The sequence below is a fragment of the Streptomyces sp. NPDC090119 genome, from assembly GCF_044747085.1.
Taxonomy (GTDB): Bacteria; Actinomycetota; Actinomycetes; order Streptomycetales; family Streptomycetaceae; genus Streptomyces.
The window spans coordinates 93,592-108,514 of record NZ_JBIVDK010000006.1; the positions used below are offsets into that span (position 1 = coordinate 93,592).

The following is a 14,923-nucleotide window of genomic DNA, read 5'->3' on the forward strand; positions in this document are numbered from 1 at the left end:
CCTGTCAGTACCCGGACGCCCCCGAATTTCCCTCACCACCCCACACCCCCGCATGGGTACACTTCACAGACGGCGGCCCCAACCCGCCCACGCCTCCTTAGCTCAGTTGGCCAGAGCAACGCACTTGTAATGCGTAGGTCGTCGGTTCGAATCCGACAGGGGGCTCTGGAGAATCCCCAGGAATCACCCACGTGACCTGGGGTTTTTTCTGTCTCGTTACCTTGATCCCGCCGGGGCGTCAGCGCCGGAGTCTTCCTGGTGGCCGACCGGTGGCCGACTGGTGGCCAAGCGTGCCAACGGCGTGCAACAGCGGTGGCCGACACCCGAGACCGGGCGGGACTCGGCGATCAGTGGACGGAGGAGTTCCGTGGGACTGCGCGCGTCCTCGAGCAGCATCAGCGCCGAGGAGCGCAGTTGGGCGCCGGCACGGGCCTCGACGACACGGGGGTCCACCGCGGTCAGCTTCTCCGGAGCGGAGTCGTCCGCGTTCACCATGCCCATCGACAGGAGCTCCCGCAGCACCTCCCGGTCCTCGCCGCGCATCACGGCGGAGCAGGTCGACATAGACCGCACGCGCTCTGGCGCTACGAGCGTGCGACCGGTACCGCGGCCGTGATTCGTGTCCGTGGTCGGTTGATGGGTGGCGCGTCGTTCAATTCGCCTGTGCAAGCGGGTGGTTCAGGTCCGGGCGGGCTGGTGCGGCGGCTTCTTCGCGGCGCCGGCGCGGCGCTGGACTTCGGGCGGGCCGAGCCGCGCCCGATGCCCGTCGGCGGCAGGGGTGAGCACCCCGGCACCGTGGCGCCGGGCCCACCGGGCCCGCGCACGGGCGAAGCCACCGGGCCACCCGTGACGGGCGAGATCGCTGGTCACGGCCGGAGCACCGGCTCCTCGTCCTCCTCCGTGCCGAGTCGGAGGCCCAGATGGTGGGCTCGGTATCCCGCCTGGAAGCGGCTCTCCGCGCCCAGTTCGTCCGTGACCTCCTTCACGTGACGGCGCAGGGTGCGCGTCGCCATCCCGAGGCGTTTGGCGATCGCCTCGTCCTTCAGGCCCGACATCATCAGCCGCAGGATCGTGAGTCTCAGCGCTTCGGGAGGCTGCGGTGTGCCGGGCTGTGTCGCGTCGAAGGGGCGGCCTGACTCCCACAGGTACTCGAACATCCGGTAGAGGAAGCCCACCACGGTCGGATCGGTGACGACCGAGGCGCCCTGCGGCTGGTCCGCCACCCGCTGCTGCGGTACGAACGCCGTCTCCCGGTCGAAGATGATGATCCGGTCGAACGCCTCGGCGGTGGTGCGGATCTCGGCGCCGGCCGCCGACACCGCACGCACGTACCTCTGCGTGCTCAGGCTGGCCCGAGCGCTGTGCTGGTACAGGGTGCGCAGCCGGACCCCGCGTCCCCTCATCGCCAGGCTCTCGTCGATGATGCCGCGCAGCGTGTCGGGACTGCGGCCGCCGCCCGGCTGGATGCTCACCATCTCCTCGGCGCACAGCCGGGTCATCAGGGAGAGTTCCCGCCGGACCTCGTGCGCCTCGCCGAGGAAGCGCACCCCGTCAGCGTGCCGCCCGGTGCGCTCGTGCTGGGTGAACAGCGGTGCCAGGGGGCGTAGCCGGGTGTGGATGTCCACCAGTTCCGACTGCCGACGGCGGATCTCCTGCTCCAGGGGGGCCCGGATGGCTATCTCGGCGATCGCGGGGTCCACCGGAATCAGGCCATCCGTGCGGCCGTCGGACAGCAGCAGGCCGAGCTCCAGCAGGTTGTCCCGCGCCTGAGCCGCCTTCTCGTCCGTCAGCCCTGGTTCGATACTCCCCGCGGTCAGATCGGAGTCGCGGAGCACACCGTTCCGCAGCGCCCACTCGTAGACGGCCAGCGACTCCGGCGCCAGCTGAGCCACGCGGCCGGCGGTTTCTGTCCCTGAATGGTCCATTTGTCGAGAGCCTCTTCCGGTCTGTCCACATTGGGACACCGAGTATCTCCCCACGTGGCCCGCGATCGCTGAGAGGGTCTTCTCATCGCGCTGGACGGCACGCGTCGCGCGATTCCTGAAAAATTCCGCAGAGGGGTGAATCATGCGCAGAATTGACTTTCTGCGTTCCCTTGAGATTCAGCAGACCAAGCCCTTCCTGAAGGCTCTCGAAGGGCGTTTTCGCGAGGACGGGATCGAGGCGAAGCTCTTCCTCGCAGACGGCGAATGCGGCCCGGACGACTTCCCCCGTGATGACGACTTCCCCGGTGAATCCGAGCGGGTTCCCGGTGACATATCTGCCGACGAACTCGCCAAGAAGGTCGACAACGACATCCTCGCCGGCCGCGGCCTGCGGATTCCCGCCCATCAGGACGCGGTGCTGATCCAGACCGCCGACATGGGACATCCGGTGATCAGCAAGCCGCTCCGGGACTGCATGGGCGCCGGCACGGTCTCCATCCCCGACGGGGCCGCCCTCGAACGCCACCTGGCCGACGGCGAGCACCCCGACATCGTCATCACGTGCGAGCTCGACGACCGTGCGGCCCTGCCCGCGAAGGTCGAATCCCTCCGGCAGCGCCATGCCTTCACCGATCGGTCCTTCCTCCGGCAGATCGCGGTGGCGGTCGGAGCGGTGGCCGCCCGGACCGACACCGACACCGATACCGATACCGACACCGAGGATGGGAACGGCTGACATGCGTATGGACGGCTACAGAAGGGTCCTCGCCCATCCGGGTGTCGGCCTGCTCATGGGGCTGGGATTCATCTCGAAGATCGCGGTCGTCGCGATCCCCGTCGTGATGAACCTGAGCGTCGTCCTCGGCCTCGGCCGCGGCTTCGGCGCCTCCGGCCTCGTCATCGCGCTCTGGACGGTCGGCGTCGCCATCGGCGGCCCCGTCCAGGGCAAGTTGATGGACCGCTACGGAGTGCGCCCGGTGCTCGCCGTGTCGGTGGCCGGCCAGGCCCTCTTCTGGGGGTTCGGACCCTCCCTGCCGTACGGGGTGCTGAGCGCCTCGGCGGTGGCCTGCGGCCTCCTGAACCTCCCCGGCTTCGCGATCGTACGGCTCCGGCTGGCCGTGGCCATCCCCGACGAGCAGCGGCACACGGCCTTCGCGCTGGACGCGATGACCTCCAACATCTCGTACATGGTCGGCCCGGCGCTCGGCGTCACCATCGCCACCGTCATCTCCAGCGACATGTCGATGCGTGGCCTCGGTCTGGTCCTGACCATCGCGGGAATCGGCCTGTGGCTGTTGAACCCGCAGGTCAGGGAGGTGGCCGACGGTGCGGAGACGCCGTCCGCCGAGCCGGCGAAGGTCTCTTTCCGTACCTGGTTCAGCCCCGCTCTGGTCCCGGTGCTCATGGCGACCACCGCCACCACCCTGGCCACCGCCGGCTACGAGGTCGCGATCGTCGGCGGCCTGCGCGAGGCCGGCCAGGTGTCGTGGTCCGGCCTGGTCCTCACCGTCTGCGGACTGTGCTCCCTCATCGGCGCGCTGCTCTACGGCACGCTGAAGAAGCCCCCGACGTTCGCCCTCATCTCGGCGATGGTCGGCCTGACCACCGTCCTGGGCGGCTTCGCCACCGGCGACTGGCGCTGGCTGTGCCTGGCGATGGTGCTGCCCGCGGCCCTGTGCTCGCCTTCCTTCGCCTCGACGGCCGGCGCGGCCAGCAAGCTGGCGCCGGCCGGCGCCCGGGGAGTGGTCATGGGCTGCTACAGCGCCGCCCTCACCCTCGGCAACAGCATCGGGGCCCCGCTCTCCGGCATGGTCCAGGACTCGACGAGCGCCGTGTGGGCCTTCGTGGTCATCGGCGCCGCCAGCACCACGCTCTCCGTCCTGGCGCTCGCGGGCAACGCCTGGTTCGCCAGGCAGCCGGACACCGAGCCCACGCCGCCCGCCCTGGCCGAGTCCGTCGCCTGATCGCGTCCACGGGCCGCGACGCGTCCCCCGCGCCGACAGCGCCACCTCAGCGAGGAGTTCCCGTGACCATCAAGGACTACGTCGCGATCGTCGACGCTTCGTCCTTGCGGGCCGCCCCCCCCAAGAAAAGGAGTTCCGGATGCAGCCCATGACCGAGGAGCAGTGGCGGGCGTTCGTCCTCACCGGCACCCGCACCGCCAAGCTGGCCACCCACCGTGCGGACGGCCGACCACACGTCACCCCGGTGTGGTTCCTCCTGGACGACACCGCCGACGGCCGTACCGAGGTGGTCTTCACGACCTGGCACGCCTCGCTCAAGGCCCGCGCCCTGCTACGGGAGCCGCGGTTCGCGCTGTGCGTGGACGACATGGAGGCCCCGTACGCGTACGTGATGCTCGAGTGCACGGCGCGCTTCACACAGGATGATCCGGCGCAGCTGCGGGAGTGGGCGACCCGGATCGGCGGCCGGTACATGGGCGGCGAACTGGCGCAGCGGTACGGGGAGCGGAACTCGGTCCCGGGAGAGTATCTGGTACGGGCCAGTATCGATCACGTCATCGCCCGGCAGGGGATAGCCTCCTGATCTTTCACGGCACCGACATGGCTCAACCCGTAGGTGTCCACTGTCAGTTGATCGTGGTTCGTCGGGTCAGGCAGACGGTTACCCCGGACGCCACCAGGCGCCCGGCACCGGCAGGCAAGCAGGCTCGGAGCGGTCGGCTCGCTGAGCCGGCAATGCCGGAGCGCGAGCGGAATGCCAGGAGCCGCCTCGGAGTCGACCTGTCCGCGCCGGGCCCGCTCGGCGGTATCGGCGATCACGCCGGCCTTCTTGCGCTGGACGTCCCGCAGCGCGGCGTCCGACCCCTTGGGCCAGCTCGCCGTAGATCGCACCGGTCATGGAGGTGTCGGACTGGCCGTGTTCTTCTGTGGCCCCGAGGGGAGGCGCTCCGGTGGGCAGCCGGTGGACAGACGCCTTTGGACGGGGCAGCATAGGGCAGCGTGGAGAACCCCGTCGCGCATGGTCTGATCAGGTAAAACGTCACGAGCCAGCATCACAGGGCACGACGCGACATGAACGCTCTCGGTCGTGTGCTGCGTAGGTCGTCGGTTCGAATCCGACAGGGGGCTCCATCGAGGTCCAGGTCGGGAGGCATTTGACCTGGGCCTTCGCGGTTTCTTAGGTCTGCTGAGCAAGGAGAAACGCTGTGCCCCTGGTGTCCGTCGTGATGCCCGTCTACAACTCGGCGGCCACTCTCGGGGCCGCGGTCCGGTCGGTGCTCACGCAGACGCACGGCGACCTGGAGCTGCTGGTCACCGACGACAAGTCCACCGACGGCTCCCTGGATCTGCTCATGGAGTTCGCCCGGCAGGACGAGCGGGTGCTGCCGCGGTCGGCGCCCGAGCAGGGCGGGGCCGGACGGGCCCGGAACCTGGCGATCGAGCGGGCCCGGGGGGACTACGTCGCGTTCCTCGACAGCGACGACATGTGGCTCCCGGAGAAGACCGAGCGGCAGCTCGAGTTCGCCGCCCGGGGGAGCGCGCCGCTGACGTTCACCTCGTACTACAAGATGGACGCCGATTACGACGGTGAGAGCACCGAGTTCCGTCCGAACGGGCGGGTGATCCCTGCTCGGGAGCATGTGGACTACCGCGCGATGCTGGTGCGGGACCACATCGGCGCGCTGACCGCCATGTATGACCGCAATGTGTTGGGCACGAGGCTGATGCCGGAGATGCGGAAGCGGCAGGACTACGCCCTGTGGCTGTCGATCATGCGGGACGGGGCCGACGCGCGGGGTCTGCGCGAGCCGCTGGCGGTGTACCGGGCTCACCAGGCGGGATCGCTGTCCTCCAACAAGCTGTCCCTCGTCCAGTACAACTGGGAGCTGTACCGCGAGCACGAGGGGCTGTCCGTCCCGCGGGCGACGCGGGCGCTGGCCGGTGCCGTGTGGCAGTCGCTGCGTAACTCGCGGATCTAGCGGGTTTCTTGGTGGCCGCCGTTCCCCCGCCTAGGGGCGTAGGGAGCGGCGGCACCCGGACTCCTGGTCTCACCCGGCTCAGCGCTCGCGCAGCTCCAGGGTGCAGCACTTCACGCTGCCGCCCGCCTTGAGCAGTTCGGAGAGTTCGACGCCGATCGGCTCGAAGCCGCGGGCGCGCAGCTGGGTGTGCAGGCCCTTCGCGGCGGCCGGGAGGAGCACATGGCGGCCGTCGGAGAAGGCGTTCAGGCCGAAGACGGCGGCATCCTCGGCGGAGGCGAGCACCGCGTCCGGGAACATCTCCCGCAGCACGGCCCGGCTGCCGGGCGTGAACGCCTCCGGGTAGTACATGATCTCGTCGTCCGAGAGCACCGACAGCGCGGTGTCTAGGTGGTAGTGCCGGGGGTTGACGAGGGTCAGCGAGGTCACCGGCAGCCCGAAGAACTCCTGCGCCTCGGCGTGCGCGCGGATGTCGGTGCGGAAGCCCGTACCGGCCAGGACGCGGCGGCCGACGGTGAGGATGTCGCCCTCGCCCTCGTTGATGAACTCCGGCCACAGCACGTCCTGGTAGCCCTGCTCCTGGAACCACCGCAGATACGCGGGGCCCTCGGCGGTGCGCTCGGCGTGCCGGAAGCGGGCGCCGTACACCTTGCCGTCCACCACGGTCGCGCCGTTGGCGGCGAACACCATGTCGGGCAGGTCCTCGACCGGCTTGATCTCCTCGACGGTGTGGCCCAGCTCGATGTAGAGGTCGCGCAGGCCCTCCCACTGGCGCAGGGCGAGCGAGTTGTCGGTGGCGCGCTCCGGGTTCATCCACGGGTTGATCGAGTAGGTGACGTCGTAGTGCCGCGGGCGGCACATCAGGAGCCTGCGGCGGGTGGCGACCCGCGCGGGCCGCTCGTCGCGGGCGGCCGAGTCGGTGGCGGGGATGGTGTCGCTGACAGGCACGGGGTCTCCTAGGCGGGTGCTCACAGGTGGTGAGGGAAGGGTGGTCCGGGGTTTCCGGCCCGCCCACGGGGTGGGCGGACGGGCCGGGTGGAACAGGGGCGGCGCGGCGGGGTCAGCCGGTGACGGCCGCGTCCTCGCGGGCGCCGGTCGCGGCGGCCGGGTCGTCGGGGGCCGGGGCGGGCTCGTCCGAGGCGCGCAGACCGGCCTGGGCAAGTGCCGCCGCCAGTACGCCGAGGATCGCGCAGGTGACCCAGATCCCGTCGCCCCACTGGGTCCACACCAGCATGCCGAGCGCCGGTCCGACCGCGGAGCCGAGACCGAAGACGGCCTGGGAGGCCGCGATGTAGCGGCCGCGCACCCGCTCCTCGGCCTTGGCCGGGTGCGCCCACAGGGTCGGCCCGCTGACCATCAGGCCGCCGACGCTGACCGCCGTGGTGAGCAGGATCAGCGCGGGCACGCTGCCCGGCAGACCGAAGCCCGCGATGCCCAGGCAGTACACGAACGTGCCGACGGTCGCCGCCGTGCTCGCCCGCCACCGGCTCACCCGGGCCGTCACCGCCAGCTCCAGGCTGATCAGCAGCACCGAGGACAGGGTGAGGACCACGCTGTAGAGCGCGGTGGAGTGGCCGGCGTCGGCCAGGTCGATGGGCAGCACCGCGAAGAACTGGGCGTACACCAGCGCGCTGAACAGCATCGACGTCAGATAGAACAGGAATCGGTGGTCGCGCAGCATGACGCCGTACGCCGAGCCCTTGTCCTGCTCGGCGGCGGCCGCGTCGGCCGGGCCCTGCGCGGCGGTCTTCCCGGCGGGCTTCGGCAGCAGGGTGGCGGCGAGCAGGGCGTAGGTCAGGGCGGTGGCGCCGTCGAACCAGAACAGCAGGTTCCAGTTGATCTGGATGAGTGCCGCGGCCAGCAGCGGCCCGGCGGCGGCACCGATGTTCATGGCGATCCGCAGCATCGAGAAGCCCATGACCCGGTACTCGTCCGGCATCAGCTCGCTCAGCATCGCGGAGGCGGCGGGCCGGTAGGACTGGGTCATCAGGCCCAGCAGGACCACCAGGGCGAGCAGCACCGGATAGCTGCCGGGGGTGGCCAGCCACGGGATGACGAAGACCAGGACCGAGGACCCGCCCATCGCGGTGACGATGGTGGTGCGGCTGCCGAGCCGGGAGGCCAGTTCGCCGCCCAGCACGGTGCCCGCGACCGCGCCGACGCCGTACGCGCCGAGCAGGAAGCCCGCCCGGTCGACGCCGTAGCCGCGGTGCGTCAGGTACAGCACCAGGAAGGTCTGGACGAAGGCGCCGAGCTGGTTGAGCAGCACGCCGCCGAGCAGGTAGCGGACCGCGCGCGGCGTCGACCGCAGCGCGTCGAGGACACCTGGGGCGTCGTCCTTGGACTTGGGCACACTCATCGCGTCACTTCCGTCTGGATGGTCTCAATGGGGGGAGGGTCAGGTGCCGATGGCCTGGTCGAAGGAGAAGACGCCGTCCGGGTCGTACTTCTCCTTCACCTGTGTCAGGCGCGCGTAGTTGGCGCCGTAGTAGGCCGTGCGCCAGTCGGTGAGCTCCGGGTCGACGAAGTTCTGGTAGGCGGAGCCGGTGACGTGCGGGGCCATCGCGGCGTGCAGGCCGTTCAGCCAGTCGAGGTTGGCGTCGACCTGGGCGGGGCTGTCGTCCTCCGTCCACGCGGTGTCCATCGACACCAGGAACAGGGTGTCGCGGTGCACGAAGGCGGTGGCGTCCGGGGCGATCCGGTTGATGGCGCCGCCCCAGGAGAACAGCCCCGCGCCGCCGCCGTCGCCGTTGTGGCTGCCGGGCCAGCGCTCCACCCACGACAGCAGGGTCTGCACCCCCTCGGCGGCCAGCGGCTCGCGGATGTAGTTGGAGCGCAGCGCGAACTGGTCGCCACTGGTGGCGTGGACCATGTACTTGTTGGCCTCCCAGAACGTCCGCTCGGTCACGTCCCGCGACACGGGGGCCGCGGCGGACAGCACCGGGTCCAGGATCTCCAGGCAGTCCCGCGCCGAGCCGAAGTACTGTCCCTGCAGCGTGACTTCGAGGTTGTCGCGGATCGCGCGCAGCCCCGTGCCGTACGTCCACACCCCGAGCCGGGCCGCGAAGTCGTCCGGTGCCAGCTCGACCATGCGCTGCCCGGCGTCCAGCACGGCGGCGGCGTCCGCCCACTTCCAGGTGAGGTGGAAGGTGGTGACGTCGGGCACCGGGCGGGCCTGGAAGGTGAGGGAGACGTTAATGCCGAAGTTGCCTCCGCCGCCGCCCTTGCACGCCCAGAACAGGTCCGGGTTCTCCCGCTCACTGGCCACCACCAGGGAACCGTCGGCCAGCACGACCGAGGTCTCCACCAGGGCGTCCGCGGTCAGGCCGTAGCGACGGGCCGCGAACGCCGCGCCGCCGCCCAGCGCGAGACCGGCCACGCCCACCGTGGGGCTGGTGCCGGTGGAGAAGACCATCTCGTGCGGCTGCATCGCGTCGTAGACGTGGCTGATCTTCGCGCCGCCGCCCGCCGTGACCAGCCCGGTGGAGCCGTCGGCGGTGGTGCCGGTGAGGCGGCTGAGGTCGATGACCAGGCCCTCGTTGACCGAGTAACCGGCGAAGCTGTGGCCGCCGTTGCGGGCCACCACGGGCACGCCCTGCTCCCGGGCCCAGGTGAGGGCCCGCTGTACGTCCTCGGTGTGGGCCGCGGTGACGACGGCCGCCGGGGTGCGGTCGCCGTAGCGGGTGTTGAACAGCTTGGAGCCCACCCGGAACCCCGCGCTGCCCGGCAGGAACACGCGGCCCGCCACCTGCCCGGCGAGCGCCCGGAAGTCGGCACCGGCCATCTCAGACCACCTCTTCGAGGCAGGAGACCCCGCTGTCGGCGTCCGCGCCGTACCGCTCCCACCGCTCGTGCAGCCGGACCCGGCCGTCGGCCAGGACCTCGGGTGTGTTCACACTGCGGCCGGAGATCACCCGCCCGTCGTCCAGGACCATGCTGTACGAGAAGCTGATGACGCCCGCCGGGTCGCGGGTGCCCGCCAGCGAGCCGCGCCGGACGTCGCCCCCGGCGAACTCGGCCCACACCAGGTCCCCCTGCTGCCGGTAGAGCGCCACGGGTGCGTGCGCCGCCGGGTCCGTGAGGACCTTCCTGAATCGCTTGCCGTCGTAGTCGATCACGTCAGCCATGGAAGCGGCGCCCGGAGTTGCCCGGAAGAGCGGCGGCCGACGGCCAATCAACCGGCTGCCGGGGACCCCCTGACCGGGGTTGACCGGTGTTGCCGGTCATGGCTTCCGGTCAACGCCCGCACCCTCTGGAATCGGGTTGTCACTCGGCTTCAGGAGGCGAACAGCGCGTGGACGACAACGGCGCACACATCGGCGCGGACGGCGGGCCCGGCACGGACGGCGTGCTCCTGCTCATCGGCTGCGGCATGCGCAAGTACCGCGAATACCTGCTGGCCGGTGCGGCCGCCGCCCACCCCGTCTGGCTGTTCACGGGCGAGGAGCCCGACTGGCAGGCCCCCTACCTCACGGGTCACACCGTGGTGGACGTCATGGACCGCGCCGCCGTGCTCGCGGCGGCCCGGGAACTGGCGGCGGACGTCCCGGTGCGGGCGACGCTGAGCTGGGACGAGACCCTGATCGTGACCACCGCGCACGTCGCGGAGGCGCTCGGGCTGCCCGGCGCGGGCGTGGACGGGGTGGAGGGCTGCCGGGACAAGTTCCGCAGCCGCCGGCTGCTCACCGAGGCGGGGGTCGCCCAGCCGCGCTTCGCCTACGTGGACACCGCCGAGGAGGCGCTCACGGCGGCCGCGGAGATCGGCTACCCGGTCGTCGTCAAGCCGCGCGGGATGGGCGCCAGCATCGGCGTCGTGCTCGCGGCCGACGCCGACGAGGTCGCCGGGGCGTTCCGCACCGCCGACGAGGCCAGCCAGATCGGCGCCGTGCCCTACCGCAGCGGCGCGCTGGTCGAGGAGTACCTCGACGGCCCGGAGATCAGCATCGACGCCGCCGTCGTCGACGGCGAGTACCACCCCATGTTCGTGGCCCGCAAACAGGTCGGACTCTTCCCGTACTTCGAGGAGATCGGCCACCACGTCGCGGCCGACGACCCGCTGCGCACCGACGAGACGCTGCTCGGCATGGTCCGTGCCGCGCACCGCGCCATCGGCTACCGCCACGGCATCACCCATACCGAGGTGAAGCTCACCGCGCGCGGCCCGGTCATCGTCGAGATCAACGGCCGTCTCGGCGGCGACCTCATCCCGCGCCTGGGCCAGCTGGCCACCGGCATCGACCCGGCCCGCGCCGCCGTGCGGGCCGCACTCGGCCTGCGTCCCGACTTCACCGACACCGAGCACCGCACGGTCGGCATCCGCTTCGGCTACCCGCCCGAGGACTGTGAGGTCCGCTCGGTGCTCCCGCCGACCGAGGCCGAGGGCCTGCTGGCCGCCGAGGCGATCGCCGAGCCCGGCACCGAGCTGCGGCTGCCGCCGAACGGCTACCTCGCCCGGCACTCCTACGTCGTGGTCACGGGCGCGGACCCGGCCGAGACCGACGCGCGGCTGGACGCGGCGGCGGCCCTGGTCCGCCTCGACGCCCGGCCGCTGGCCGTGCCGGTCCCGGCCTGACGACGCGGGGGACCGCCGCCTCCCGCGAGCACCTGCCGCACCGCAAGTCCCTTTCCGCTTCTTCCCGGTCTTAATGGAGTTCTCTCATGGCACACCGCACCGTCGAACTGCTCGCCGTCGGCGCCGGCCCGGCGAACCTCGCCCTCGCGGTCGCGCTCGAGGAACTGGCCCCCGAGCTGGCGGGCCGGACCCTCGTGGTCGAGCGCGAGGAGGACATCGTGTGGCAGCGGGGCATGCTGCTGCCCGAGGCGCTGAGCCAGGTCTCCTTCCTCAAGGACCTGGTCACCATGCGCAATCCGCGCAGCGGGTTCTCCTTCCTCAGCTTCCTCCAGGCCCGCGGCCGGCTGGACGCGTTCGTCAACCTGGGCAGCTGGGTGCCCTACCGCAGCGAGATATCGGAGTACCTCCAGTGGGTCGCCGACTCGCTGGAGCGGGTCGACGTCGAGTACGGGCGTGGGGTCGCGTCGGTGACTCCGGTGCTCGGCGAGAACGGCGAGGTCAGCGGCTGGACGGTCGAACTGGCCGACGGCGACACGGTCGGCTGCCGCTACCTGGCGGTCGGCGCCGGGCGGGACGCGCATGTCCCGGCCGTGTTCGAGGGGCTGCCCGCCGAGCGCGTCGTGCACTCCACCCAGTACCTCCAGCGCATCAGGTCCGTCCCCACCGACCGGCCGCTCCGGGTCGCCGTCGTCGGCGGGGCGCAGAGCGCGGCCGAGCTGTTCGGTGCCGCCCTGCGCGACCTGCCCGACTGCCGGCCGACCATGATCATGCGCTCGATCGGCCTGAACGGCTACGAGAGCAGCAAGTTCACCAACGAACTCTTCTACTCGTCGTTCGTCGAGGACTTCTACCAGGCCGCCCCCGACGCCCGCCGTCAGCTGCTCGCCGAGATGCACCGCGCCAACTACGGCGGCCTCGCCCCGGCCACCCTCGACGGCCTGTACCGGCAGTTCTACCAGGACCGGCGGGACGGCACCGACCGGCTCGGCATGCTCACCATGACCGACATCACCGGCTCCGCGACCGACGGCGACGACATCGTGCTGACCCTCGCCGACCGCCGCAGCGGCGCCGTCAGCGAGCTGCGCACCGACCTCGTGCTGCTCGGCACCGGCTTCGACCGGGCGATGCCCCGCCTGGTCCGCGACCTCGGCGCCCAGCTCGGCCTGGACGACTTCGCGGTCAGCCGTCACTACCGCCTGGACCTCGGCCGCCCGGCCACCGGCGGCCTCTACCTCCAGGGCGTCAACGAGGCCACCCACGGCATCGCCGACTCCCTGCTCAGCGTGCTGGCCACCCGGTCGGCGGAGATCACCGCGGACCTCCTCGCGCACCGCGCCGAGCACCCGGCCGGGGAGCGCGAGCCCGCCCTCGCCGCCTGACCACCGCCCGCTCCCAGCGTCCCAGCAGCCCCCGCAGTCCCCGCAGTCCCCGCAGCCTCAGCAGAAGGACGACACCCCGTGCTGATCAAGAACCTCCACCGCGCCGGTCTCACCCACGAGAACGGCCTCGACGCCCAGCGTCTGCTGCCCTGGCCCGAGTTGAACGCCCCCTTCGAGGGCTCCTGGTGCGTGATCCGCCCCGGCACCGCCTCGACCCCGCACGCCCACCACGAGTACGAGATCTTCATCGCCCTGCGCGGCGAAGCGTTCCTGGAGTCCGGCGGCGAGCGGGTGCCCTTCGCCGCGGGCGACATCGTGCACTTCCCGCCGCACCAGGAGCACCGCGTCGTCAACGACTCCGACACCGACTTCGAGATGTACAGCGTGTGGTGGGACGCCGAGATGTCCGAGCGCTTCACCGCCCGCCACACCAGCCAGGAAGGCGTCGGCGCATGACCTCCGACCAGCGGCGCACCGTCATCATCGGCCCCCCGCCCACCCCCAACGGCGATCTGCACGTCGGCCACGTCGCGGGCCCCTACATGGCCGCCGACGTGCACGCCCGCTACCTGCGCGCCACCGGCCGACCGGTGCTGTACACCACCGGCACCGACGACAGCCAGACCTACGTGGTCTCCAGCGCGGCCAAGCTCGGCACCGCCCCCGAGGTCCTCGCCGACAAGTCCTGGCACGACATCCGCGAGACGCTCACCCTGATGGGCATCTCCGTCGACGGCTTCGCCCCCTTCGACGACGGCTACCGCGCGATGGCCCTGGACTTCCTCACCCGGCTGCACGAGGCGGGCAAATTCACCCTGCGCACGGTACGGCTGCCCTACGTCGAGGCCACCGGCGAGTTCCTGATGGAGGGCCTGGTCAGCGGCGGCTGCCCGGTCTGCCTGGCGGTCAGCCGGGGCGGGCTGTGCGAGAGCTGCGGACACCCCAACAACTTCACCGAGCTGACCGACCCGCGCTCCACCGTCGACCCCGACGCCGAGGTCACCTACCGCGAGACCGAGATCCTGGTACTCCCGCTGGAGGAGTACCGGGAGCGGCTCACCGCCTTCCACGAGGCCAAGGCATCCACCTGGCGGCCGCACATCGTGCAGTTGATGCGGGAACTCCTGGCCCGCCCGCTGCCCGACTTCCCCATCACCTACCCGACGGGCTGGGGCATCCCCGCCCCGTTCCCGGAGACCCCGGGCCAGGTGATCAACGCCTGGGCGGAGGGCATGCCCGCCTCCATGTACTGCACGGCGGTCGCTCAGCGCGCCCACGGCGAACAGCCCGCCTCGGACGACGAGTTGTGGCTCGCCGAGCAGGGCATCCGGCTGGTCTACTTCCTCGGCTTCGACAACGCCTACTTCTGGGGCCTGACCCACCTGAGCCTGCTCCTCGCCCACGAGGGCCGGTACGTCGTCCCGGACGCCATCGTCTGCAACGAGTTCTACGAGCTGGAGAACGAGAAGTTCTCCACCAGCAAGGGCCATGTGGTGTGGACCCGCGACCTGGTCCGCGAGGTCCCGCGCGACCTGGTCCGCTTCCACCTCGCGCTCACCGCCCCCGAGCACGCCCGTACCAACTTCTCCCGCGCCGCGCTGGAGAAGATCACCGCCGAGCGGTTGGTCGAGCCGTGGAACCGGCTGGCCGCCCTGCTCGGCAAGGCGGTCGCGGAACTCGGCGCCCAGGGCGCGGAGCTGCCGGTGTCGGAGGCGGCCAACGCGCGCCGGGCGGCGATGGCCGAGCGGTTCGCGTCCGGGTACGCCCTGACCGGGTACAGCCTCAGCCGTACGGCCGACCTGATCCCGCTGCACACCGCGCGCCTGCTGGGCCGGGCCGAGACCCTGCTCGACGGGCTCACCCCGGCCGGCCGCGAGGCGGACCTCGCGGAACTGGGCGACCTGTTCGCCGAGACCCGGACCCTGCTGGCCGCGGCCTCGCCGATCCTCATCGACCTCGCCGAACGGGCCCGCCCCGACGGCGGCTTCGACGGCACCTTCGCACTCGTTCCGGCCGAGCGGTCCACCACGGCGTTCACCGTCCCGGTGTTCGGCTGACCCCGTCGCGGCCGGTGCGCCCGGACCTCCCTCCGGACCCACCGGCC

15 protein-coding genes and 2 tRNA genes are annotated in these 14,923 nt (G+C 71.3%); 10 read left to right on the plus strand and 7 right to left on the minus strand.

What is annotated here, in order from left to right; genetic code table 11:
- The first annotated feature begins 91 nt into the window (after positions 1-91).
- Positions 92-165 (plus strand) — tRNA-Thr (locus tag ACIPPM_RS25120).
- 51 nt (positions 166-216) lie between these two features.
- On the opposite strand, the gene ACIPPM_RS25125 is transcribed toward ACIPPM_RS25120, so the two are convergent.
- The 3 genes from ACIPPM_RS25125 to ACIPPM_RS25135 all read right to left on the minus strand — a co-directional run bounded on the left by ACIPPM_RS25125 (position 217) and on the right by ACIPPM_RS25135 (position 1,892).
- On the minus strand, positions 217-564 hold the full coding sequence (locus tag ACIPPM_RS25125; RefSeq protein ID WP_401451716.1) for a hypothetical protein: 348 nt from the start codon (positions 562-564) through the stop codon (positions 217-219).
- 114 nt (positions 565-678) lie between these two features.
- Positions 679-870: a hypothetical protein gene (locus ACIPPM_RS25130; RefSeq protein WP_401451718.1), complete on the minus strand. Its 192-nt coding sequence runs from the start codon at positions 868-870 to the stop codon at positions 679-681.
- A complete protein-coding gene (locus ACIPPM_RS25135) occupies positions 867-1,892 on the minus strand; it encodes a LuxR C-terminal-related transcriptional regulator (RefSeq protein ID WP_401451720.1) in 1,026 nt (341 codons plus the stop codon). Before ACIPPM_RS25135 ends, ACIPPM_RS25130 begins: the two co-directional genes overlap by 4 nt.
- A gap of 175 nt (positions 1,893-2,067) precedes the next feature.
- Between ACIPPM_RS25135 and ACIPPM_RS25140 the strand changes: the two genes are divergently transcribed.
- From ACIPPM_RS25140 to ACIPPM_RS25160, 5 genes are all read left to right on the plus strand, one after another.
- Positions 2,068-2,661, plus strand: a complete 594-nt coding sequence (locus ACIPPM_RS25140; RefSeq protein ID WP_401451722.1) for a hypothetical protein — start codon at positions 2,068-2,070, stop codon at positions 2,659-2,661.
- Positions 2,662-2,668: 7 nt separating this feature from the next.
- Entirely contained in the window at positions 2,669-3,889 is a 1,221-nt protein-coding gene (locus ACIPPM_RS25145) for an MFS transporter (protein WP_401451724.1), read from the plus strand.
- 139 nt (positions 3,890-4,028) lie between these two features.
- Positions 4,029-4,472: a PPOX class F420-dependent oxidoreductase gene (locus ACIPPM_RS25150; protein ID WP_401451726.1), complete on the plus strand. Its 444-nt coding sequence runs from the start codon at positions 4,029-4,031 to the stop codon at positions 4,470-4,472.
- A gap of 462 nt (positions 4,473-4,934) precedes the next feature.
- Positions 4,935-5,020, plus strand: a tRNA-OTHER gene (locus tag ACIPPM_RS25155).
- Between the two features lie 74 nt (positions 5,021-5,094).
- A complete protein-coding gene (locus tag ACIPPM_RS25160) occupies positions 5,095-5,868 on the plus strand; it encodes a glycosyltransferase family 2 protein (protein ID WP_401451728.1) in 774 nt (257 codons plus the stop codon).
- 78 nt (positions 5,869-5,946) lie between these two features.
- Here the strand turns inward: ACIPPM_RS25160 and ddaH are convergent, their stop codons facing one another.
- From ddaH to ACIPPM_RS25180, 4 genes are all read right to left on the minus strand, one after another.
- Entirely contained in the window at positions 5,947-6,813 is an 867-nt protein-coding gene (gene ddaH, locus ACIPPM_RS25165) for a dimethylargininase (RefSeq protein ID WP_401451730.1), read from the minus strand.
- 112 nt (positions 6,814-6,925) lie between these two features.
- Positions 6,926-8,224 (minus strand): MFS transporter, encoded by a 1,299-nt coding sequence (locus ACIPPM_RS25170; protein ID WP_401451733.1) that lies wholly within the window; start codon positions 8,222-8,224, stop codon positions 6,926-6,928.
- A 39-nt stretch (positions 8,225-8,263) separates the two neighbouring features.
- Positions 8,264-9,649: an FAD-binding oxidoreductase gene (locus ACIPPM_RS25175; protein WP_401451736.1), complete on the minus strand. Its 1,386-nt coding sequence runs from the start codon at positions 9,647-9,649 to the stop codon at positions 8,264-8,266.
- Position 9,650: 1 nt separating this feature from the next.
- Complete coding sequence (locus ACIPPM_RS25180; protein ID WP_401452473.1) at positions 9,651-9,983, minus strand: hypothetical protein; 333 nt, start codon at positions 9,981-9,983, stop codon at positions 9,651-9,653.
- Between the two features lie 176 nt (positions 9,984-10,159).
- Here ACIPPM_RS25180 and ACIPPM_RS25185 point away from each other — a divergent pair, with 176 nt between their 5' ends.
- The 4 genes from ACIPPM_RS25185 to ACIPPM_RS25200 all read left to right on the plus strand — a co-directional run bounded on the left by ACIPPM_RS25185 (position 10,160) and on the right by ACIPPM_RS25200 (position 14,876).
- Positions 10,160-11,437 (plus strand): acetyl-CoA carboxylase biotin carboxylase subunit family protein, encoded by a 1,278-nt coding sequence (locus ACIPPM_RS25185; protein ID WP_401451739.1) that lies wholly within the window; start codon positions 10,160-10,162, stop codon positions 11,435-11,437.
- A gap of 86 nt (positions 11,438-11,523) precedes the next feature.
- A complete protein-coding gene (locus tag ACIPPM_RS25190) occupies positions 11,524-12,819 on the plus strand; it encodes a lysine N(6)-hydroxylase/L-ornithine N(5)-oxygenase family protein (protein WP_401451742.1) in 1,296 nt (431 codons plus the stop codon).
- 78 nt (positions 12,820-12,897) lie between these two features.
- On the plus strand, positions 12,898-13,275 hold the full coding sequence (locus ACIPPM_RS25195) for a cupin domain-containing protein (RefSeq protein ID WP_393594753.1): 378 nt from the start codon (positions 12,898-12,900) through the stop codon (positions 13,273-13,275).
- Positions 13,272-14,876, plus strand: coding sequence for a class I tRNA ligase family protein (locus tag ACIPPM_RS25200; protein WP_401451745.1), 1,605 nt, complete (start codon positions 13,272-13,274; stop codon positions 14,874-14,876). Before ACIPPM_RS25195 ends, ACIPPM_RS25200 begins: the two co-directional genes overlap by 4 nt.
- Positions 14,877-14,923: the final 47 nt, after the last annotated feature.